This window comes from Streptomyces sp. NPDC048637 (genome assembly GCF_040650675.1).
GTDB lineage: Bacteria > Actinomycetota > Actinomycetes > Streptomycetales > Streptomycetaceae > Streptomyces.
Genome location: NZ_JBEZHQ010000001.1, coordinates 130929 through 149318 on the forward strand (window position 1 = coordinate 130929; position 18390 = coordinate 149318).

The 18390-nt window shown below is 71.0% G+C and carries 19 protein-coding genes; 11 read left to right on the forward strand and 8 right to left on the reverse strand.

The annotated features are described in order from the left end of the window. Window positions 1–10: 10 nt before the first annotated feature. A complete protein-coding gene (locus tag AB0C46_RS00700) occupies window positions 11–403 on the reverse strand; it encodes a PPOX class F420-dependent oxidoreductase (protein ID WP_362824604.1) in 393 nt (130 codons plus the stop codon). Between the two features lie 245 nt (window positions 404–648). Here AB0C46_RS00700 and AB0C46_RS00705 point away from each other — a divergent pair, with 245 nt between their 5' ends. The 3 genes from AB0C46_RS00705 (at window position 649) to AB0C46_RS00715 (ending at window position 5627) form a co-directional block, all read left to right on the forward strand. Further along, on the forward strand, window positions 649–1200 hold the full coding sequence (locus AB0C46_RS00705) for a MarR family winged helix-turn-helix transcriptional regulator (RefSeq protein WP_362824605.1): 552 nt from the start codon (window positions 649–651) through the stop codon (window positions 1198–1200). After that, entirely contained in the window at window positions 1197–3869 is a 2673-nt protein-coding gene (locus tag AB0C46_RS00710; protein WP_362824607.1) for an MFS transporter, read from the forward strand. The genes AB0C46_RS00705 and AB0C46_RS00710 overlap by 4 nt, the downstream gene beginning before the upstream one ends. Window positions 3870–4166: 297 nt before the next feature. Beyond that, window positions 4167–5627, forward strand: a complete 1461-nt coding sequence (locus AB0C46_RS00715; RefSeq protein ID WP_362824608.1) for an SDR family NAD(P)-dependent oxidoreductase — start codon at window positions 4167–4169, stop codon at window positions 5625–5627. Here the strand turns inward: AB0C46_RS00715 and AB0C46_RS00720 are convergent. Further along, window positions 5606–6607: a LysR substrate-binding domain-containing protein gene (locus AB0C46_RS00720; protein ID WP_362824610.1), complete on the reverse strand. Its 1002-nt coding sequence runs from the start codon at window positions 6605–6607 to the stop codon at window positions 5606–5608. The two genes, AB0C46_RS00715 and AB0C46_RS00720, sit on opposite strands and share 22 nt — an antisense overlap. Window positions 6608–6704: 97 nt before the next feature. On the opposite strand from AB0C46_RS00720, the gene AB0C46_RS00725 reads away from it, so the two are divergent. Next, window positions 6705–7322, forward strand: coding sequence for a maleylpyruvate isomerase family mycothiol-dependent enzyme (locus AB0C46_RS00725; RefSeq protein WP_362824611.1), 618 nt, complete (start codon window positions 6705–6707; stop codon window positions 7320–7322). Between the two features lie 101 nt (window positions 7323–7423). Here AB0C46_RS00725 and AB0C46_RS00730 read toward each other — a convergent pair whose 3' ends face one another. Continuing rightward, entirely contained in the window at window positions 7424–9448 is a 2025-nt protein-coding gene (locus tag AB0C46_RS00730) for a M3 family metallopeptidase (RefSeq protein WP_362825142.1), read from the reverse strand. A 174-nt stretch (window positions 9449–9622) separates the two neighbouring features. Here AB0C46_RS00730 and AB0C46_RS00735 point away from each other — a divergent pair, with 174 nt between their 5' ends. Together AB0C46_RS00735 and AB0C46_RS00740 are read left to right on the forward strand one after the other, a co-directional pair. Continuing rightward, window positions 9623–10057, forward strand: a complete 435-nt coding sequence (locus AB0C46_RS00735; RefSeq protein ID WP_362824612.1) for a CBS domain-containing protein — start codon at window positions 9623–9625, stop codon at window positions 10055–10057. A gap of 113 nt (window positions 10058–10170) precedes the next feature. Further along, on the forward strand, window positions 10171–10806 hold the full coding sequence (locus tag AB0C46_RS00740) for a hypothetical protein (RefSeq protein WP_362824613.1): 636 nt from the start codon (window positions 10171–10173) through the stop codon (window positions 10804–10806). A gap of 196 nt (window positions 10807–11002) precedes the next feature. Here the strand turns inward: AB0C46_RS00740 and AB0C46_RS00745 are convergent, their stop codons facing one another. Continuing rightward, on the reverse strand, window positions 11003–11701 hold the full coding sequence (locus tag AB0C46_RS00745; RefSeq protein WP_362824615.1) for a transglycosylase family protein: 699 nt from the start codon (window positions 11699–11701) through the stop codon (window positions 11003–11005). A 564-nt stretch (window positions 11702–12265) separates the two neighbouring features. Between AB0C46_RS00745 and AB0C46_RS00750 the strand changes: the two genes are divergently transcribed. Then, the gene (locus AB0C46_RS00750) at window positions 12266–12808 is read left to right on the forward strand and encodes a hypothetical protein (protein ID WP_362824616.1); all 543 of its coding nucleotides are present in this window, start codon (window positions 12266–12268) and stop codon (window positions 12806–12808) included. Between the two features lie 17 nt (window positions 12809–12825). Here AB0C46_RS00750 and AB0C46_RS00755 read toward each other — a convergent pair whose 3' ends face one another. Continuing rightward, window positions 12826–13311, reverse strand: coding sequence for an EF-hand domain-containing protein (locus AB0C46_RS00755; RefSeq protein WP_362824617.1), 486 nt, complete (start codon window positions 13309–13311; stop codon window positions 12826–12828). Between the two features lie 306 nt (window positions 13312–13617). On the opposite strand from AB0C46_RS00755, the gene AB0C46_RS00760 reads away from it, so the two are divergent. Continuing rightward, complete coding sequence (locus tag AB0C46_RS00760) at window positions 13618–14046, forward strand: hypothetical protein (RefSeq protein WP_362824619.1); 429 nt, start codon at window positions 13618–13620, stop codon at window positions 14044–14046. Window positions 14047–14168: 122 nt separating this feature from the next. Next, window positions 14169–14900 carry a L,D-transpeptidase family protein gene (locus AB0C46_RS00765; protein WP_362824621.1) on the forward strand — a complete coding sequence of 244 codons (732 nt, stop codon included), beginning with the start codon at window positions 14169–14171 and terminating at the stop codon, window positions 14898–14900. Window positions 14901–14997: 97 nt separating this feature from the next. Here the strand turns inward: AB0C46_RS00765 and AB0C46_RS00770 are convergent, their stop codons facing one another. Continuing rightward, the gene (locus tag AB0C46_RS00770; protein ID WP_362824623.1) at window positions 14998–15393 is read right to left on the reverse strand and encodes a DUF393 domain-containing protein; all 396 of its coding nucleotides are present in this window, start codon (window positions 15391–15393) and stop codon (window positions 14998–15000) included. 90 nt (window positions 15394–15483) lie between these two features. Continuing rightward, window positions 15484–15987: a hypothetical protein gene (locus AB0C46_RS00775; protein ID WP_362824625.1), complete on the reverse strand. Its 504-nt coding sequence runs from the start codon at window positions 15985–15987 to the stop codon at window positions 15484–15486. Window positions 15988–16248: 261 nt separating this feature from the next. On the opposite strand from AB0C46_RS00775, the gene AB0C46_RS00780 reads away from it, so the two are divergent. Both AB0C46_RS00780 and AB0C46_RS00785 read left to right on the forward strand, forming a co-directional pair. After that, window positions 16249–17073, forward strand: a complete 825-nt coding sequence (locus AB0C46_RS00780; RefSeq protein WP_362824627.1) for an SDR family NAD(P)-dependent oxidoreductase — start codon at window positions 16249–16251, stop codon at window positions 17071–17073. A 45-nt stretch (window positions 17074–17118) separates the two neighbouring features. Further along, window positions 17119–17622: a metallophosphoesterase gene (locus AB0C46_RS00785; RefSeq protein ID WP_362824629.1), complete on the forward strand. Its 504-nt coding sequence runs from the start codon at window positions 17119–17121 to the stop codon at window positions 17620–17622. A gap of 36 nt (window positions 17623–17658) precedes the next feature. On the opposite strand, the gene AB0C46_RS00790 is transcribed toward AB0C46_RS00785, so the two are convergent. Further along, complete coding sequence (locus AB0C46_RS00790) at window positions 17659–18168, reverse strand: DUF664 domain-containing protein (protein WP_362824630.1); 510 nt, start codon at window positions 18166–18168, stop codon at window positions 17659–17661. Window positions 18169–18390: the final 222 nt, after the last annotated feature.

The following is an 18390-nucleotide window of genomic DNA, read 5'->3' on the forward strand; positions in this document are numbered from 1 at the left end:
GCGGCGTGCCCTACCCCATGCTGCTGATCTTCTCCGGCGCGATGACGAAGAGCACGCGTTCCTCGTCGCGGCCCCCGTACCAGGGGTAGGGCTCACCGAGGTACTTCTGGGCGAGCTGCTCGACGTGGTCGACCGCGCCCTCGGTCGTGGTCTCGACCACCCGGCCCCGCACCTGGAAGAAGCGTGAGGGGTTGTCCGGGTCGGAGACGGCGACGGCCACGCGGGGGTCGCGCTCAATGTTCCGGGTCTTCACATGGCCCCGGACACTGTTGATCAGCACATAGGTGCCGTCGGTGTCGACCCAGGTCTGGGTCAACTGAGGGGAACCGTCGGGCATCGAGGTGGCCAGATAGCAGGTGCTCGGCCGCCTCAGCAGCGCGAGTAGTTCAGAGGGAAGGTGCACAACGGTCTCCCGGCCGGTCGGATGGGGCGGGAGCTTGTCCGGTCTCCCGCCGCTGGGTGGACATGCGCCGCTCGCGCGGGGCGCGGCGGAGCATATACGGGGGACAGGTCCGTCGCCCCCGCGCCCCATACCCTCTCCCGTGCGCCGGTGTTGGTGGTGCGCAGCAGCTGATTCCGGCCGCTATGCTTGCTGGATACAAGCAAGGTAAGCAACGGACGACCACATCACCGCGAAGGATCACGACGATGAGCAAGGGCACGGTCCCTGCCTGTGACGGGGCTGTCCCGCAGGTCACCGCCTCGTCAGGGCTGGACGAGGCGGCCGCCGGGCTGGGAACGGAGATCGTCCGATTCTCGCGGCTGATCGCGGCCTGGAAGCAGCGCGCCAAGAGCGACGGCGGCGCTGCCGACCGGGTGCTGCTGGCCCGGCTGGTGATCGGCGGGGACCAGCGGGCGACCGATCTGGCCGCCGATGCGTTCCTCGATCTGTCGACGGTCAGCCGTCAGGTGCGCTCGCTGGTGGAGCGGGGCCTGGTGACCCGGCGCCCCGATCCGGAGGACCGCCGCGGGTCGTTGCTGGCCGCGACCGAGGCGGGGCGTGCCGCGTTTGCGCAGTACCGCAGGCAGCGCGACGCGGAACTGGCCGCGCTTCTCGAACCGTGGTCGCCCCAGGACCGGGCCGACCTGATCCGGTTGCTGGGCCGTCTCAACGAGGACATGGCAGAACGACAACACACACGGCTGGGTCCCGGGGGAGACCAGGGTGCCGCCGTGGAGCAGGGAGAGCTACGTACATGAGCACCGCCACCTCCCCGCCCGGGGCGGAAACCGAGGCGATACCCGGACCAGGAGTCCTGAGCCACCGTCAGATCCTCACCATCCTCAGCGGTTTGATGCTGGGGATGTTCCTCGCCGCGCTCGACCAGACCATCGTCAGTACCTCCATCCGGACCATTGCCGACGATCTGCACGGCCTCAGCCAGCAGGCCTGGGCGACCACCGCCTATCTGATCACCTCGACGATCTCCACGCCGCTCTACGGCAAGCTGTCCGACCTGTACGGCCGCAAGCCGTACTACCTGGCCGCGATCACCATCTTCGTCGTGGGTTCGGTGCTGTGCACCTTCTCCACCTCGATGACCGAACTCGCCGCGTTCCGGGCGGTGCAGGGCCTGGGCGCCGGCGGTCTGATGTCGCTGGCGCTGGCGATCATCGGTGACATCGTCCCGCCCCGGGAACGCGCCCGCTATCAGGGCTACATGCTGGGCACCTTCGCCACGTCCAGTGTGGCCGGACCGCTGATCGGCGGTGCCCTGGCCGGACAGGACCAGCTGCTGGGCATCACCGGCTGGCGCTGGGTCTTCCTGGTCAACGTACCGATCGGGATCATCGCGCTGTTCGTGGTCGCCAAGGTCCTCAACATCCCGCACACCCGGCGCGATCACCGCATCGACTGGTGGGGAGCGTTCACCATCTCCCTCGGCGTCGTTCCGCTGCTGCTCGTCGCGGAGCAGGGACGGGAGTGGGGCTGGGACTCGTCGCGGTCGATCGCCTGCTATGTGATCGGTGTCATCGGCATCATCGCCTGGATCTTCGTCGAGCGGTGGATCGGCGACGACGCACTGATCCCGATGCGGCTGTTCCGCAACGGCACCTTCAGCAAGACCAGTCTGCTGTCCGTGCTGATCGGTATGGGCATGTTCGGCGGGATGCTGATGATCCCGCAGTACCTCCAGATCGTGAAGGGCGCCAGCCCCACCACCTCGGGTCTGGAGATGCTGCCGCTGATGGCGGGCATGTTCATCGCCTCCATCGCGTCGGGCCAGATCACTGCCAAGACCGGCCGCTACAAGATCTTCCCGATCATCGGCACCGCGCTGATGATCGCGGCGATGCTGCTCTTCCACTTCCGGGTCCAGTGGGACACCCCGCTGTGGGAGACCATGGTCTACATGCTGGTCTTCGGCCTCGGCCTGGGCGGCTGTATGCAGACGCTGGTGCTGGCGGTGCAGAACGCGGTGCCGCCGCGGGACATGGGTGTGGCGACCGCCTCGTCCACGTTCTTCCGTCAGATGGGCGCCACCGCCGGTACCGCGATCTTCCTGTCGGTGCTGTTCAGCACGGTCGGTGACAAGATCTCCGCGGCGTTCAAGGACGCGGTGTCCACCGAGCGGTTCCAGGCCGCCCTGCATGACCCCGCCGTGCTGCGCGACCCCGCCAACAAGCCCGTGCTGGACATGCTCAAGCACCCCGGCAACGCGGACTCCTCGGGCGTGCTCAGCGATTCGTCGTTCATCCAGCACCTCGACCCGCGGCTGGCCGAGCCGTTCAAGCGCGGCTTCGCGGACTCGATGCACACGGTCTTCCTCATGGGGGCGATCGTTGTCGCACTGGCCTTCGTGCTGATGTGGTTCATCAAGGAGGTCCCGCTGCGGCAGATCTCCGGCTTGCAGGCCCGTGCGCAGGCCGACGCCGAGGCCGATGCCGCGGCCGAGGCCGATGCCGCGGCGAAGTCCGCCGAGGGTGTGGCCGATGCCGTCGACGGGGTGGCGAACGGGACCGGCGGTGCGGCGAGCGGGATCGACGGTGCGGCGGTCGCGTTGGCGCCGTCCGACCCCGCCGGTGCCCCGGGCGCCGCCGAGCCCGTGCCCGCGCCGGCCGGCGCATCCGTGGCCTCCGCGGACCGTGGCATCGGCACGAGTGGTCCGGAGATCCGGGGAACCGTACGGGACGGTGACGGGCGGCCGGTGGTGCCGGCCGCGGTCACCCTGATCAGCGTCGACGGCCGGCAGCTCGGCCGTACCTTGACGGCGGCCGATGGCGGCTACGCCCTGGCCACGACCGGCGCCGGCACCTATGTGCTGATCGGCTCCGCGGGGGCCCGGCAGCCGCAGGCCGTGACCGTCGTGGTGGGCGGCGAGCCGGTGTCGTTCGACCTGACCCTCGGCGGCGCGGCCGGCCTCTCGGGCGAGGTCCGCGAGGAGAAGGGCGACGCCCCGGTGCCCGGCGCGCTCGTCGTGGCCACGGATGTCACCGGCGAGGTCGTGGCGTCCGGTGTGGCCGGCCAGGACGGGAGCTTCGCGTTCGGTGAACTGGCTCCCGGCAGCTACACCCTGGCCGTCAGCGCCGAGCGCCACCGCCCGTCCGCCCTCCAGGTGGAGGTCAGCTCCGGCAGCCGCAACTGGTACGAGGTCCGGCTGACGCCCGGAGCCCAGGTCCGCGGCACCGTACGCACGGTGCACGGCAGCCCGGTGGACGACGCCCGGGTGACCCTGCTGGACCCGGCGGGCAATGTGGTGGGCACCGCCACCAGCGGTCAGGACGGTGAGTATGTCTTCACCGACCTCGACAGCGGCGAGTACACCCTGATCGCCAGCGGCTACCCGCCGGTGGCCACCCCGCTGCGTCTGGAGGCCGCCGGACACGGTGAGTTCGACATCGAGCTGGGGCACGACCCGGTGCGGTGACGGACTGCGGGATGCGGCATGACCAGGGCCCGGCGCGCGCGGAGCGCCGGGCCCTCGGCCATGACCGGTGGGGCGCCGGGTGCCCTCTCGGCGCGCTCGTCGGTACCGCCGGTCCCGGACTCCGGCCGGGCTCCCGTACGGCCCGTCTCCGCGGATCCCGACGGCCGCAGCCGCCGCTCCGGCACCCTGCTCACCGGCCCGGGCACCCCCACCGGGTTTGGCGCAGCAGCCCCCGCCTACGTAAAGTTCCGCCGAAGCTTGAATAGAACACACGATCCCAGGGAAGCGGCAGCGGCAATGACGGTGACCGAAACAGGCCGGGCCGATGGCACGGGTATCGACTCGGAGCGGATGGCGGTCTGCCTGAGCGTGCTGGAGGAGCTCGACGCGCTGCCCGTCGACCACCCGGACGCGATCGCCATACGGCGCGCCACCGCCGGTATCTACCGCTCGGTGAAGCAGCGCCGCCGCCAGGAACGCCGGGCGGCCAAGACCGCCAACGACAGGGCGGTGACCGCGGCCACGGCCACCGGTGCGCCCGACCGGATCGACGACGAGACACAGGGACTGGCCCTCAGCAGCTCCGTGACCACGGAGATCGCCGGAATCCTGCAACGGCCCCGGTCCTGCTACACCTGCAAGTCCCGCTACGTCGAGGTCGACGCCTTCTACCACCAGCTCTGCCCGCCCTGCGCCAAGGAGAACCGGGCCCGCCGCGACGCCCGCGCGGACCTCACCGGACGGCGTGCCCTGCTCACCGGCGGCCGGGCCAAGATCGGCATGTACATCGCGCTCCGCCTGCTGCGCGACGGCGCCCACACCACCATCACCACCCGCTTCCCGAGCGATGCCATCCGCCGCTTCAAGGCGATGCCGGACAGCGCGGACTGGCTGCACCGGCTGAAGATCGTCGGGATCGATCTGCGGGACCCGGCCCAGGTCATCGCGCTCGCCGACGAGGTGAGCGCCGAAGGCCCGCTCGACATCCTGATCAACAACGCTGCCCAGACCGTCCGCCGGTCGCCCGAGGCGTACGGACAGCTGATCGCCGCCGAGTCCGCTCCGCTGCCCGCCGGGGAGCTGCCCGCCTCCCTCGTCCTCGGGCACTTCGGCAGTGGTGCCCCCGCGGCCCTCCCCGCCGCCGCGGGCACCCCCGGCGCGCTGACCGCGGCCGACCTCACCGCCCTCGCCCTGACCACCGGCTCCGCCACGCCCGCCCGGATCGAGGCGGGTACCGCGATCGACGCCGGTGGGCTCGTACCGGATCTGCACGACACCAACAGCTGGATCCAGAAGGTGGACGAGGTCGAGCCGGTCGAGCTGCTGGAAGTCCAGCTGTGCAATATGACCGCGCCCTTCCTGCTGGTGAGCAAGCTCCGCCCGGCCATGGCGGCGGCCCCGGCGCGCCGCAAGTACGTGGTGAACGTCTCGGCGATGGAAGGCCAGTTCAGCCGCGGCTACAAGGGCGCCGGCCACCCGCACACCAATATGGCCAAGGCGGCCCTGAACATGCTCACCCGCACCAGCGCGCGGGAGATGCTGGAGAGCGACGGCATCCTCATGACCGCCGTGGACACCGGCTGGATCACCGACGAGCGTCCGCACCCCGACAAGATGCGCCTGGCCGACGAGGGCTTCCACGCCCCGCTCGACCTGGTCGACGGAGCGGCCCGGGTGTACGACCCGATCGTCCGCGGTGAGCTCGGCGAGGATCTGTTCGGCTGCTTTCTGAAGGACTACGCGCCCGCCGCCTGGTGATCCGGCGCGGCACCCGCCGCCTGCCGGGCACCCCCGGCAGGCCCGGTGACCGCTGCGCCGCCTCCGGTTCCCACCACGGGGAGAGCGTCGCGCAACTGCCCCAGGAGGGCCCTGGCGGCGGGGCCGGCGGGCCCTTCGGTCCGCCAGGCCAGGGCGACCCGGCCGCGTGGCCGCGGCGCGGTGATCTCCAGCGTCCGCAGCCCGGCGGCGGCCGCCTCGTCCGCCGGCAGTGCCGGGACGACGGCCACCCCGAGGCCGCGCGCCGCGAGCCGCGCCAGCACGTGCGGGGCGGCCGCCTCGAAGGCGATCCGGGGCCGGAACCCCGCCTCCGCGCAGGCACGTTCGAGCACCCCGCGCAGGCCGGTACCGGGCGGCAGGCTGATCAAGGGGCGGTCGCGGAGCGCGGCCAGCGGGATCCCCGTCCGGTCCGCGTCCGGTGTCAGGAGGGCGTCGTCCGGGGCGACGGCGGCGACGAGGGGCTCGTCCACCACGACCTGACAGGACGTACCCGGCGGCGGTTCCTCGTCCACGAGACCGATCACGGCGATATCGAGCGCACCACGCTGCAGAGCGGTGCGCATCCGCTCCGAGGTGTCCTCCGTGAGGGAGATCTCGACCTGCGGGTGGGCGTCGTGGAAGTCGGCGAGGAGGGAGGCCAGGTCGAACCGCCGGCTGCCGGCGCCCGAGAGCAGGCCGATTCTGACCCGGCCGCGGAGCAGCCCGCTGAACTGGTCCACGGTCTGCCGTATCCCCTCTGCGGCGGCGAGCGCGGCCCGCGCATAGGTGAGGACTGCCCCGCCCACCTCCGTGACGGTCACCGAACGGCCGGAGCGGTCGAGCAGCGGCTGCCCCAACTCCCGTTCCAGTTGCCGGATCTGGGCGCTCACCCCCGGCTGCGTCACATGCAGCCGGGCGGCGGCCCGGGTGAAGCCGGCCTCTTCCACCACCGCGACGAAGTACTGCAGTTGTCGGAGTTCCATAACTCGTGATTCTAGGGAGCAGAACCACAAGCTCTTGGACTTATGGCGACAGGAGCAAGATCCTTGGAACCAGAGGCAGTTCGAGAGGAGAACTCCGATGGTCATCAAGGCGGCGATCGCGGCCGAACGCCGGGAGCTGGCAGCCGTGCTGGACGGTCTGCCGGCCGAGCACTGGGACGCACCGACGCTGTGCGCGGGGTGGCGGGTACGGGATGTCGTGGCACATATGTCGATGGGGTTCCGCTACTCGCTCCCCAAGATGGCTGCCGAACTCCTCCGCGCCGGAGGCAGTCTTCACCGGATGACCGACCGATGTGCCCGCAGGGACGCGGCCACCGCATCGACGAGTGAACTCGCCGGCTTCCTCCGGGAGCATGCGCACCATCCCTGGAAGCCGCCGGTCGGCGGCATCACGGCGGCGCTGGGGCACGACGTGGTGCACGGCCTGGACATCACGGTCGCCCTCGGCCTCGACCGGCGCGTCCCCGAGGACCGGGTGCGCCTCCTCCTGGAGAAGATCACCCCCGGGACGGCCAGGTTCTTCGGCGCCGATCTGCGCGGCGTCCAGCTCCGCGCCGACGACCTCGACTGGTCCTTCGGCAGCGGTACGCCGCTGTCCGGTGCCGCCCAGGACCTGCTGCTGGTCGCCTACGGCCGCAAGCTCCCGCCCGGCCGCCTCCAGGGGGAGCGGCACCAGCGCTTCGTCGCCGGCTGAGCGGCGCGGTGGCCCGGCGGCCGTTCAGCGAGGGCGGAGCGGCCGCCGTCCAGGTCCGGCCGGGCGGCCCGCGGCCTGCTGGGGACCGGACTCCCGGGGATTCAGCCCGCCAGCCCGTGGCGGGCCAGCAGCGGCCCGATCTCCGCGTCGCGTCCGACGACCGCGCGAAACGCCGCGAGCGGGTCGACGCTGCCGCCCTTGGCGAGGAGTTCGCGGCGGAAGATCTCACCGCTCTCACGGATCGACCGCCCGTTCTCCTGGAACCAGCGCGCGGTGTCGGCGTCCAGCACCTCGGCCCAGCGGTAGCCGTAGAACCCCGCCGCATAGCCGTAGTTGAAGATATGGGCGAAGTAGCCGGTGCGGTAGCGTGGCGGGATCGCGGCCATCGCCAGCCCGTAGCGCTCCAGCGCGGCCGCCTCGAACGCCTCCACCCCGTCTTCCCCCGGTACGTCGCCGTCCGCGGAAAGGGTGTGCCAGGCCCAGTCCAGCACCGCGGCGGCCTGGTGCTCCACCATCCGGAAGCCCGCGCCGAAATTCTGCGCCTCCCGCAGCCGGGCGGGGAGTTCGGCCGGCATCGGCTCACCCGTGAGGTGGTGCCGGGCGTAATGTGCCAGCACCTCGGGCCAGTCCGCCCACACCTCGTTCACCTGCGAGGGGAACTCGACGAAGTCGCGGGGTACTTGGGTGCCGCCCAGCAGCGGGTAGCGGACATCGGAGAACAGGCCGTGCAGCGCATGCCCGAACTCGTGGAACAGTGTGTTGACCTCGCTCCAGGTCAGCAGCACCGGCTCGCCCGCCGGAGGCTTGGCGACATTCAGGTTGTTGACCACCACCGGCCGCTGCCCGAGCAGGTGCGACTGCGGGACCAGCGAGTCCATCCAGGCGCCGCCCCGCTTGGACTCGCGGGCGTGGAAGTCGCCGACGTACAGGCCGAGCGGGCTGCCGTCGGCGTCGTGCACCTCATAGACATGGGCGTCCGGGTGGTACGACACCAGATCGGGGCGCCGGGTGAAGGTGAGGCCGTAGACCAGCTCGGCGGCGTGGAAGACACCGTCGTGCAGCACGGTCTCCAGCTCCAGGTAGGGCCGCAGCGCCGCCGCGTCGAGATCGAACCGCTCCTTGCGCACCCGTTCCGAGTAGTACTGCCAGTCCGCCGCGCGGATCTCCGCCACCCCGGCCGCCTCGGCGAGCGCCGCACCCTCGCGCTCGGCGTTGGCGACGGCGGGCGCGACCAGCCGGCCGAACAGTTCCTCGACGGCTTCCGTGGTGCCCGCGGTACGGTCCGCGACCTCCCAGGCGGCGTGGCTGGGGTAGCCGAGCAGCGCGGCGCGCTCGGCGCGCAGCCTGGCCACGGTGACGGCGATCGGGCCGTTGTCGTCGATGCCGCGCCCGAGGGAGGCGGCGAGCAGCCGCTCGCGCAGCGCGGGATCCTCCAGCGCGGCGAGTTCGGTCTGGCAGGAGAAGTTCTTCAGGACGAGCACGAACTTGCCTGGGTGCCCGAGCGCCCCGGCGTTCTCGGCGGCGGCCGCGATCTGGGCCGCGGGCAGACCGGCGAGCTCCTCTGCGCGGTCCAGTACCAGCGCGGCGTCCGCGGTGGCCACCCTCAGGTTCTGCCCGAACTCGGTGCACAGCGCGGCGATTTCGGCGTTCAGCTCGCGCAGCCGCCGCTGCTGCTCCGGGGCGAGCCGCGCACCGGCCCGTACCCGGAGGGTGTGGTGGCGTTCCAGCAGCCGCAGTTGCTCCCCGTCCAGCCCGAGCTGCTCGCGCTGCCCGTGGAGCGCGTCCAGCCGGTCGAACAGGGCGGAGTCGAGCAGCAGCATGTCGTCATGGGCGGCCAGCCGGGGAGTGATCTCGACCTCAAGCGCCTGGATCTCCTCGTCGGTGTCCGATGCCACCTTGTTGGAGAACACCCGGCGCACCCGGCCCAGCACCGCACCGCTGCGCTCCAGCGCCTCCACGGTGTTCTCGAAGGTCGCCGGCTCGGCGCGGGCACCGATCGCCGCCACCTCGGCCAGCTGGTCCGCCATACCGCGGGTGAACGCGGGCAGAAAGTGATCGTTCCGGATCCGCGCGAAAGGCGGCAGCTCGTACGGGAGATCACTCGGCTCGAAGAAGGGATTCGGCATCGTCACGGACCGACACTACGCCCGGAGACGGTGCCGGGTCCGGCAGTCGTCCGAGTAGCCGGTTCCGCCCCGCCAGGGCGGTGCGTTCCGGGCCGTCCCGGTGAGCGTCGCCGGTCCATCCGTGGTGTGATCGAAGGCGAGGCAAGCAAGCACACTCCTGAGGCAGGAGGAATCATGGCCACCAAGTTGCGAGCCCGAGACATCATGTCCGGTGGAGCGCACTGTGTGGGTGCACACGAGTCGTTGCACGACGCGGCGAAGATGATGCGGGATCTGGACGTCGGCTGTCTGCCCATCTGCGGTGACAACAACAGACTCATGGGCCTTATCACCGATCGTGACATCGTCGTCGCGTGCTGTGCCGAAGGGATCGATCCGTCGACGGTGCAGGCCGGTTCCATGGGCGGGACGCTGCACTGGATCGACGCGGACGCGGACGCCGGCGAGGTCCTGCAGACCATGGAGCAGCACCACATCAAGCGTCTGCCGGTGATCGACGTCAAGGGCGGCCACCGTCTGGTGGGAATGATCACCGAGGCCAACCTCGCCAAGAACCTCAGCGACGCGGAGATCGCGGAGTTCGCCAGCAAGGTGTACGCGACCGCGTAGCGCGGGGGAGGCCGGGGGAGGCGGAGGCCAAGGGAGTCGGAGCCCGGGGGAGGTCACTCGAAGCGCCGTGCACCCGCGTGGTTCTGCAACGACGAAGGGACTCTCCTGTGTCCATGCCCTCCCCGCCGCAGGGTGGATACCCCCCGCCACAGGGTGGTTACAGCCCCTACGGGCAGCCCGGCCAGGCGCCGTACGGTCAGCCGCAGCCGCAGTACGGCCAGCCCCAGGCGCCCTACGGACAGCCGGGCCAGACACCGTACGGCGGTCCCGGCCTGCCGCAGCAGAGCGGCCACCCCGGTGGTCCGGTGCCCGGTGGTCCCGTGCCGGGAGGTCCTGGCGGGCGGCCGCCGCGGCAGGTGCGCATACCCGGCTTCGTCCGTGCCCTCGTCGTGCTTGCGATCTTCGGCGGGGTCGCCACCTGGGTGGCGACGCATCAGGACGAGTACAACGCCGAGGCCCACAAACGCCCCAAGGTCGACCCCCGCAGCGTCGGCTTCGCCAAGGTGGGCGACTGTCTGGAGCAGACGGGCGGCACGGACGACGAGCCGACCCTTGAGCTGATCGACTGCGCAAAGCCCGCAGCGAAGTACAAGGTGCTCAAGACTGAGGCGCAATCCGAATGCGGGCCCGGGGAGACCGGCTACCGGCAGCTCAACGGCCACTACGAGACGGTGAACCTCTGTATGTCGCGCGTCGGCGGGAAGTCCACCGCGTCGCAGAAGGCCGGCGGGAAGTCCACCGCGTCGTAGGAGAGTCGTGGGAGAGGGGCTCCGAGGCGACCGCACCCCCTCACTCCCGGCGGCCGATCACCCCACCCCTGCCGTCACCGCCCCTCCCCGCGGTGGCCCGTCCCCTCCGGCGGGCCACCGCCCGGTGCAGGCGCAAACTTTCAGCGGAATTCCCGGAGAGCCGCGCCATGGCGTACCCGGGAATTCCGGAAGCCGCTCAGTGGCCGGCGGAGTGCGGCACGGCCAGTCGTGTGCCGGGGAAAATGAGATGCGGATTCGCGCCGATTACGCGTCGGTTCAGCCGGTAGAATTCCTGCCAGCCACAGCCGTGTGCGTACGCGATACTGCTCACCGTGTCCCCGGCGTTGACGACGACCGAGCCGCCGGTACTCCTATGGCGCCCCACTTTGTAGCGCTTCTCATGGGACTGCGGATGCGGATGCCGGACCCGGCCGCGGGGCGAGGGAGCGGCTTGTCGCTGTGGTGCGGGGCGGGCCGCGGTGCTGCGCGGAGTCCGGTGCGCGGTGGCCGAGTTGAGCCCCAGCGAGGCCGAGCAGGACGGCCACGCTCCCCAGCCCTGACGGGCCAGCACCCGTTCCGCCACCTGGATCTGCTGGGCCCGGGTCGCCCGTGCCGCCCGTGACGCATAGGCGCCGCCACCGAACGAGTGCCAGGTGGAGTGGGCGAACTGCAGCCCTCCGGAGAACCCGTTCCCCGTGTCGGTACGCCAGTTCCCGCCGCTCTCGCAGCCGGCCAGGCGGTCCCAGGCTCCGCCTCCACGGGCCTCGGCGGGCTGCTCGGTGGCCAGGTTCAGTGCACCGGCCGCCAGCAGGACGGCTGCGGCCGTGATGCCCCGGGCCCCGTAGCCCCGGAATTCGCTCCGGGCAGTCGATTCCGCTACCTGAGGAAATTGCATGCCTTTACTCCCGTCGCTCGCCGCGCAGTTGCCTGGCAGCCATTCAGGAAACCTGGCGCCGGTGCGGCGTATCGCGTTCGAATGGTGCTCGAACCGCGATTTCCGCGCGGCGCCATGAATTCGACGGGGAAGAGACAACCATGCCCCGAGTTGCTGTCGGCAGAGCGCGCGGTAGCGCCGCCGCGGTCCGGCCTGCCCCCTTGCCGTCGGAGCGCGGCCGTGCCTGCGGACGGCGCAGCTGTTCAGACGGGCAGGGGCGCACCCCTCAGGCCGCAGGCGCATGGCCTTCAGGAGCCCGGCGATCACCTGCTCGGCCGGGGGGTGTCCGCCGAGCGCAACCGGCGCACTTGGTGCACGCGCTGCGCAGGTACGCATGCACCGCGCACGGGTCCTTGGCGGTGTAACGGCCCGTTCGTCGGTGCGAGGGGGCACCACCGCTGCGCGTCAGGAACTTCGTCCCGGCCCACCCGGTCCCGGGAGGCCCGTCCAGCGGCTTCCGCCTCTGCATGACGCACTCTCATGCCTCGCTACCACGCGGAACGCCGTCCCGTGGGCGAGGAAGTGATGCAACGGACGGTCCGGCACGCCGGCAGCGGCGTCCAGTCGGACCCCGAGGACCCCTCGACGGTGATCCGGCGCGAGGCCCAGCTGCTCGTCGGGTACCGCGGCAGCCCCATCGTCGGGACGGACGGGCAGCCGCAGCAGGGACCCGCCGCCGGTGACCGCGCACCGGACTGCGGCGGCCTCCGCCACGACCTCACCAGCTTCCCGTCCCGCCTGTTCGACCTGCTGCGCGGCCAGGACCACACTCTGCTGCTCTATGCGGACGACGAGGACCAACTGGCGCCGTACGACGAGGTGGTGGCGTCGGCGCGGCGCGGAGCGCAGGGGCAGCTGAGCGCCTGGGTGATCGCGGCCCCGCACCTGTGGACGGACGGCCTGACACTGCCCGTGGTCCACGACAGCCTCGACGCGTTCCGGCAGATGTACGGCGCCCACGGCGGCGAAGGAATCCTCATCCGCCCCGACGGCTACCTGGGGCTGCGCGCCGCCCCGGTGAGCGGCCCGGGGCTGGTGGCGCACCTCGCGCTGACCTTCCGCAGCTGAGGGCCGGGCGGGGACGCCTACTCGCCGGCGCCCGGCCCGGCCTCGACCAGCAGCCGCCCGTCACCGTCCTGGTCCAGCGCCGCGAAGGCTTCCGCCGCCTGCGCGGCCGAGTAGCCCGCCGCGCGGTGCACCACCGCGAAGTCGTCCCGGCTGACCACACCGTCCCCATCGGCGTCGGCGAGTGCGACGGTCGCGGCGATCGACGGTCCCACGACCCTGCCGAGGGCCCCCGACTCGCCCGCGCGCGCGAACGCGGCGACGAACTGCTCCCGGTTCAGCCGGCCCGTGGCGTCGACCTGCGCCAGCGCGGCGAGCTGCTCGAAGGTGTGGCGCATGCCCGCACCCAGCGCCCGCGCCTTGGGGGAGTCCGCCGGTTCGCCCACCGCGTCCGTCAGCAGCCGTGCCCGGTCGGTGAAGTCCTGTGCGGTCAGATAGCCGTCGCCGTCGGTGTCGTACATGGAGAAGCGGTGCTCGTACTCCGCGCGCAGCGCATCGTTGATCATGCGTCATCCCTTCTGGGCGGGTGTGACTCCTGGCGGAGCCCGGGAAGGCGGACGTCTTTTCGCGGGCGCCGCGACCGTCCGCCAGGAGCACATTAAGTGGCGGTTAGGTAGCGGACGGTCATCGCGAGGGGTGTGTTCGCCGTCTCGCCCGGTCGCCCTCTCGTGGCGAATAATCCTCTGGTTCCGCACGGGAGATCACGTATGATCGCCACCAAAATTGAACATCTGTCGCAGTCACCCGTACAGACGGATATATCTCCACCGCCTCTGACCAGGGTGGCAGCGCGGGGGGAAGGAAACCTCAACATGAAGTCATCCCGTTTACGCCGTCGTCTCCTCGGCACCGCGGCCACCGCGGTCCTGGCCGGCGTCGGCGTACTGGTCTCCGCGCCGGCCGCGGTCGCCAAGGCCAACCTCCTGGCCATCGACAAGGTCGCACTGCACGCGCCCGGCCTGCAGATGAAGGTCACCTACTCCTGCGACACCGGAATCAACCACCAGCTGGTCGCCAACGCGGTCAAGCTCAACCAGACCGGCGACGACGAGGCGATCGCCGCGGCCACCATCAAGAAGAACAAGCTCGTCTGTGACTACACCAACCACACGGTGCAGATGACCCTGCGCCCGGCTGTCGCCTCGCACTTCGCCAAGGGCGACACGGTGAAGTTCACCCTCTTCTACTTCGACGACGACGGGTTCAGCTACGCCCACGAGGAGCTGGTCTCGGTGCTGTAGGCGGCACCGCCTCCCCGGCAGTCCGGACGCCGTTCCGGCTGCCGGGGCGCGTTATCGCGTATCAGATATTTCGGGTCGGTCACGCCTGCAACCGGCAGGTCGGGCAAACAGTCCTACGGGGCATGAAAAGACGACTGAACCTGCGTATCCCGCGGTCCGGCGCCGGTCGACGGGCGGGCGCGGCGCTCGCTCTCACGGCCCTGACCGTTCCGCTGACGGTGGCCTGGGGCTCCACGGCCCAGGCCGCCTCCGCGTCTTCGTGCACCGCGGCCCGCGGGCCCTACCAGAAGCAGGCCGAGAAGTTCCTCGGACTGCGGGTGGACGGCCGGCAGTCCGCCGCCGACTGCCGGGCGATCCGTGCCTTCCAGACCAGCCACGGCATCACCCCGAACATCGGCTACGCCGGGCCCGTCACCTGGGGCGTGATGCGCGTCGTGGCACAGCAGCAGGCGGCCGGGAAGAACCCGAACAAGGCGCGTCACTGCCCCACCGGCAAGGGGCGGATAGCCTGCGTCGACCTGACCCGCCAGCTCAGCTGGATCCAGGACGGCGGGAAGCTGGTGTTCGGGCCGGTCCCGGTCCGCACGGGCCGCGACGGTTACGAGACCCGCACCGGTGCCAAGAAGATCTACTGGCGCCATCTGCACCATGTGTCGACCCTCTACGACGTGCCCATGCCGTACAGCCAGTTCTTCGACGGCGGGCAGGCGTTCCACTCCATCAGCGGCAGCGTCTGGTCGGCCCCCGGCTCGCACGGCTGCGTCAATATGCGTAGCAACGACGCCAAGAAGTACTGGTCGCTGCTCAAGAACGGTGATGACGTCTACGTCTACGGCCGCAAGTCCGGCACCTGAGAACGGACCACCCCGGCCGGGCGAGGGGCGGGGTAAGGGGGAGCGAGCGCCCGATGGCGGGAGGCCACCGGGCGCGTGCCACCGTCGAGCCGGACCGCTACGGCTGCTTTCGGGCGGCGGGGGAGGGCGGCAGCGCACAGGCAGCTGTGCCGCCCGGCATCCGGTGACGGTTGTGCGCGATCAGCCGGTACACCCCGTGGGCGGCCCAGCGCACGGGCGGAAGCGTGAGCAGTGCGCCCACGACCGGCCACCCGCGGTGTGCGCTCAGCAGCAGCTTGGCGACCGCCTGCGCGCCACCGTGCACGGAACCGGTCGGCGTCACCCACAGCACTTCGTGCTCGGCACGCTGCCGGCTGACGCCGAGCTTCGCGAGATCGGTGAACTGCCAGGGCGTGGCCGCACAGCGCGGACGCAGCCGCCGTTCCGCGAACTGCACCGAGGACGTGCAGAAGGCGCAGTCGCCGTCATAGACAAGTACGGGTTGCCGCCGCATGTTCCCGTCCTCTCGCACCGGTGGAACCAATGATAGGCGCCACGCTACCGGGAGGTATTCCGGGTGCCGTCGGGGGTGCCCGTGCGGGGATCAGCGGGCCAGCAGGCTGTACAGGGCCATCGGTGTCACATAGCCCGGCCAGCGGCCGTCGGCGAACAGATGGACCCCCGCGTCCTGATAGACCTGATCGACGAGTTGGGAGCAGATCATGTGCCGGGTGCTGGCGACATAGCGGCGCAGCCCCGGAAGGGGCAGGTGGAAGCGGTGCGCGGCGATCGCCAGGTAGTCGAGGAAGCTGTAGGGCACCCCGACATAGGCGGTGGCCGCCGCGCAGAGAGCGGTGCGCTGCTGCTCCGTGAGCCCTTCCGGAGAGACGTAGAGCACAGGGGTGCCGTCGTACGTGGTGAGGGGCTTGATGCGGGAACCGCCCGGCTCGGCTTCCAGCAACCGGTCGTCGGGCAGGACGAGAAAGGCGTGTTGGTAGTCGGCGAAGCCGTCTCCGTTGATCCATTGTCCGAGGCGGATCAACCGGCCGGTGATGCCGGATATGCGGGTGAGTCCGATGTCGCCGGGCAGGGGATGCGTGTGCTTCATGAGCAGCTCCCGGGAGCAAAAGGGGTTCCCTGGAGTCATACCCGGTGTCCGGCTGTGCGCACCGCGTCCGTGGAACTGCCGCACCGCATTTCCCGGCCCAACTGGCGTCCCCAGTGGGGCAGATGGTGAGTACGGATACCAACGGGCAAGGAGAATCCGGCGACTCGGCGGCTCGGCGGCTCGGCGGGCTACGGGTTCCCGGACCGGGAGGGCGGCTGCCGCCGGCCGGAGAAGCAAGGCGGACAGAAGGAGCGAGACGCGATGGGTACCGAAGAGACCGAGCAGGGCGCGACGGCACGGCAGGGCGCAGCCATGACGGGCACCGGCGCCGACCGGAGGCCGCTGTCGGGCAGTGTGGCGCTGGTGACCGGCGCCTCCAGCGGTATCGGTGCGGCCACCGCCCTGGCGCTCGCCCGGGAGGGCTGCTCCCTCGCGCTGGTGGCCCGCCGGACCGGGCGACTGGAGGAGCTGGCGGAGGCGATCGGCGCGCAGGGCGGCGCGTCCCTCGCCCTGACCGCCGATCTCGCTGCCGCGCCCGAGGCCCGTCGGACGGTCGATCAGACCGTGGACCACTTCGGGCGGCTGGACGTCCTGGTGAACAACGCGGGCTTCGGCGCACGCGGTGCGGTGGCCGACAGCGACCCCGCGGACTGGGACCGGATGGTCGACCTCAACTTCAAGGCGGTGCTGCGGATGTCCCATGCCGCGCTGCCGTATCTGCTGCGCGCGGCGCACGAAGGGCCGCGGGGCGTGGCCGACCTGGTGACCGTCAGCTCGGTCGCCGGCCGGGTGCCCCGCAAGGACAACAGCGTCTACTCGGCCACCAAGCACGCGGTGTGCTCGTTCAGCGAGGCGCTGCGCCAGGAGGTGACCGGGCGGCAGGTCCGGGTCGGGCTGGTCGAACCGGGGATGACCACGACGGAGATGACGCGCGACGGCAGCCAGGCGGCGTCGGCGCACGGGCTGCCGCCGGAATCCTGGCTGCAGGCCGAGGACATCGCCCGTTCCGTCGTCTTCATGGTCACCCAGCCGCCTCATGTGGCGATCAACGAGATCACGGTGCGGCCCACCGCCCAGGAACGCTGACCGCCCGGCCCCACGCCCGTGAGCACGGCCCGAGGAGAGTTCCCCGTGCGACTCCTGCTCCTGTCCGACACCCATCTGCCCAAGCGCGCCAAGACGCTGCCGCCCCAGCTGCTCGACGAGGTGCCGCGCGCCGATGTCGTCGTGCATGCCGGCGACTGGGTCGACACCGCCACCCTGAACCTGCTGGCGGCCCGCGCCCGGCGGCTGATCGGGGTGTACGGCAACAACGATGGCCCGGAGCTGCGGGCGCGGCTGCCCGAGGTGGCGTACGCGGAACTGGCGGGAGTGCGGCTCGGTGTGGTGCATGAGACCGGCCCCGCGCAAGGGCGGGAGCGCCGGTGCGCCGAACGGTTCCCCGGGCTCGATGTGCTGGTGTTCGGGCACAGCCACATCCCCTGGGACTCCACGGCCGGCGACCGGCTGCGGCTGCTCAACCCGGGTTCGCCGACCGACCGCCGCCGGCAGCCGTACTGCACCTACATGACGGCGGAGATCACGGCGGGCCGGCTCACCGTGGTGGAGCTGCACCGCCTGCCCCGCAGACCGTGACCGCGCGGTGGCCGGCCGCCTCGCGCGCTCGGGTGCTCAACGACCGAGCAGACCCCGCACATAGGCCGCCTGCCCGGCGTGCTGGAGATCGTCGGCGATGACGCTGATGAGCCGGACGCCCAAGGTGACGGGGGGTGTCCAGGCGCGGTCGACGACGCGCTTCATGTCCTTGTCGTCGATCCCGGCGAGGTACTGCACGGTGTTGTCGTACACCGCGCCGTGATACTCCATCAGCAGCTCCGCGGTCAGGTCCCGCACCGCCGCCACCTCCTTGCCGGAGTGACCGTATCCGGTGTCGTCCGGTGAGAAGGGGAGCCCGAAGCGGTCGTACCAGCCGTCCGAGATCCAGATCTGCTCGGTGCCGGCCACACCGGCGAGGTGGTCGTCCTGGATCCGGGTGAGATGCCAGACCAGCCAGCCGATCGAGTTGGCGTCGTCATCGGGGCGGGTACCGAGCTCATCGGGGTCGAGCCCGGTGACCGCGTCCTCGACACTCTCCCGGATACGTCCGAAGGCATCGACGAGCAGGTCCGTGCTGGCGTTCATAGAGGGCTCCTTTACGGCGACGGAGGGCTTCGCGCGGAAGTTCCGCGGATACCGGTACCGGTTGACCGATGTGTCGCGCGACCGGGGCGGTCAGGCACCCCGGAGGGCGTCAGCCCCGGCAGCCCGCCCATGGTCGCAAGCCGAGCGCAGGAAACGGCGAGGGGCAGGCCGAAAGGCGGCATTTCGGCCTTGTTACGGTGAGCCGGCTCCTGAAAGTGAGCC

What these genes read in the sequence shown, in the direction of transcription:
- AB0C46_RS00705 (WP_362824605.1), top strand. Translation starts at nt 649, where the DNA reads ATGAGCAAGGGCACGGTCCCTGCCTGTGACGGGGCTGTCCCGCAGGTC.
- AB0C46_RS00710 (WP_362824607.1), top strand. Translation starts at nt 1,197, where the DNA reads ATGAGCACCGCCACCTCCCCGCCCGGGGCGGAAACCGAGGCGATACCC.
- AB0C46_RS00715 (WP_362824608.1), top strand. Translation starts at nt 4,167, where the DNA reads ATGACGGTGACCGAAACAGGCCGGGCCGATGGCACGGGTATCGACTCG.
- AB0C46_RS00720 (WP_362824610.1), bottom strand. Translation starts at nt 6,607, where the DNA reads ATGGAACTCCGACAACTGCAGTACTTCGTCGCGGTGGTGGAAGAGGCC.
- AB0C46_RS00725 (WP_362824611.1), top strand. Translation starts at nt 6,705, where the DNA reads ATGGTCATCAAGGCGGCGATCGCGGCCGAACGCCGGGAGCTGGCAGCC.
- AB0C46_RS00730 (WP_362825142.1), bottom strand. Translation starts at nt 9,448, where the DNA reads ATGCCGAATCCCTTCTTCGAGCCGAGTGATCTCCCGTACGAGCTGCCG.
- AB0C46_RS00735 (WP_362824612.1), top strand. Translation starts at nt 9,623, where the DNA reads ATGGCCACCAAGTTGCGAGCCCGAGACATCATGTCCGGTGGAGCGCAC.
- AB0C46_RS00740 (WP_362824613.1), top strand. Translation starts at nt 10,171, where the DNA reads ATGCCCTCCCCGCCGCAGGGTGGATACCCCCCGCCACAGGGTGGTTAC.
- AB0C46_RS00745 (WP_362824615.1), bottom strand. Translation starts at nt 11,701, where the DNA reads ATGCAATTTCCTCAGGTAGCGGAATCGACTGCCCGGAGCGAATTCCGG.
- AB0C46_RS00750 (WP_362824616.1), top strand. Translation starts at nt 12,266, where the DNA reads ATGCAACGGACGGTCCGGCACGCCGGCAGCGGCGTCCAGTCGGACCCC.
- AB0C46_RS00755 (WP_362824617.1), bottom strand. Translation starts at nt 13,311, where the DNA reads ATGATCAACGATGCGCTGCGCGCGGAGTACGAGCACCGCTTCTCCATG.
- AB0C46_RS00760 (WP_362824619.1), top strand. Translation starts at nt 13,618, where the DNA reads ATGAAGTCATCCCGTTTACGCCGTCGTCTCCTCGGCACCGCGGCCACC.
- AB0C46_RS00765 (WP_362824621.1), top strand. Translation starts at nt 14,169, where the DNA reads ATGAAAAGACGACTGAACCTGCGTATCCCGCGGTCCGGCGCCGGTCGA.
- AB0C46_RS00770 (WP_362824623.1), bottom strand. Translation starts at nt 15,393, where the DNA reads ATGCGGCGGCAACCCGTACTTGTCTATGACGGCGACTGCGCCTTCTGC.
- AB0C46_RS00775 (WP_362824625.1), bottom strand. Translation starts at nt 15,987, where the DNA reads ATGAAGCACACGCATCCCCTGCCCGGCGACATCGGACTCACCCGCATA.
- AB0C46_RS00780 (WP_362824627.1), top strand. Translation starts at nt 16,249, where the DNA reads ATGGGTACCGAAGAGACCGAGCAGGGCGCGACGGCACGGCAGGGCGCA.
- AB0C46_RS00790 (WP_362824630.1), bottom strand. Translation starts at nt 18,168, where the DNA reads ATGAACGCCAGCACGGACCTGCTCGTCGATGCCTTCGGACGTATCCGG.